The 1,339-nt window shown below is 59.6% G+C and carries 1 protein-coding gene; it reads left to right on the top strand.

Annotated features, from left to right (window positions below; all coding sequences use genetic code 11):
• Positions 1-1,339: Ig-like domain-containing protein (locus tag ACN4EE_RS23405; protein WP_431708913.1), on the top strand; the 1,339-nt coding region annotated here is incomplete at both ends.

Raw genomic sequence — 1,339 nt, forward strand, 5'->3', positions numbered from 1 at the left:
ACGCCGGTATCCGTGACCATCACCCAGGACATCCTGGACAACGGTTACACCACCACTGCACCGCGTCCGGCTGACGGCGGCACCGTAGCGGTCAGCGCCACCATCACCGATCAGGCCGGCAACACCTCGGCCCCGGGCACCGACAGCGCCATCGTCGGCGACACCACCGCCCCTACGGTCAGCATTACCATTGCCGACACAGCGCTGAGTATTGGCGAAACCACTACCGTTACATTCCAGTTCAGCGAAGCCGTCATCGGTTTTGACAACAGTGATGTCACTGTGGAGAACGGTACGCTCGGCACACTGACCTCCAACGATGGCGGCATCACCTGGGTCGGTACCTTTACCCCTACGGCCAATATCGAGGACACCAGCAACCTCATCACCGTGGCCAACACCTACACAGACCTCGCTGGCAACGCGGGTAGTAGTGCGACAAGCGACAACTACAGCATTGACACCCTAGCCCCAACCCTCACCATCAGCGACAACGTTCCTGGTGTGGCCAACGGCCCAGTGACCTTCACCTTCACCTTTAGCGAAGCCGTTACCGGCTTCACCGCTGATGATGTGACAGTCACCAACGGCAACAAAGGGACTTTCACCACTGTCAATGGCCAGACCTATACCCTGGTCGTCACCCCGACTGGCGGCGAAATCTCCGTCAACGTACCGGCCGGTGCCGCGCAGGATCTGGCCGGAAACAACAGCATCGCCGCCAACGCCACCCAAGTCGTTGACCTGCCACCGGTCGTAGACCCCGACCTGGCGACCCTTGTCGGCGCCGAGGACAGCGTCATTACCCTGAACTGGAGTGATTTCGGCATAAGCGACACGGATTCGGCTGAGAGCGATCTTGGCGTGATCATTACCACGGTGCCTGTTGCCGGAACCCTGGAGTACCAGGGCACCGATGGCACCTGGTCTGCCGTCTCACTCAACCAAAGCATCAGCAAAACCGATATCGATGCCGGCAAGCTGCGCTTTACACCGGGTGAGAATGAGTCGGGCTTTGATGGTTTTGCTGGCACGGGTGTCGGCAATCAGCAGGCCGACTATGCCCATATCGGTTTCCGCCCCACCGATGGCAGCAACCAGGGCGAAGCTGCCACGCTGGTGATCGATATCACCCCAGTGGCCGATGCGCCTCTGCTGAGTCTGAATGGCCAAATGAATCTGCCTGATGGCACTGGTTTGCAGGTAGAGACTTGGACCGGTCTGCCACTGGGCACCAACGGCAACGGCGCCAATCCAGACACCTTGCAAACGACTATCGACAATGCGGGTACGCCTAGTGGTAGCGGTAACCTGAGCAATGTGAGCAACAGCAGCGTCG

Source organism: Geminocystis sp. CENA526 (assembly GCF_050753365.1).
In the GTDB taxonomy this organism is placed as follows: domain Bacteria; phylum Cyanobacteriota; class Cyanobacteriia; order Cyanobacteriales; family Cyanobacteriaceae; genus Geminocystis.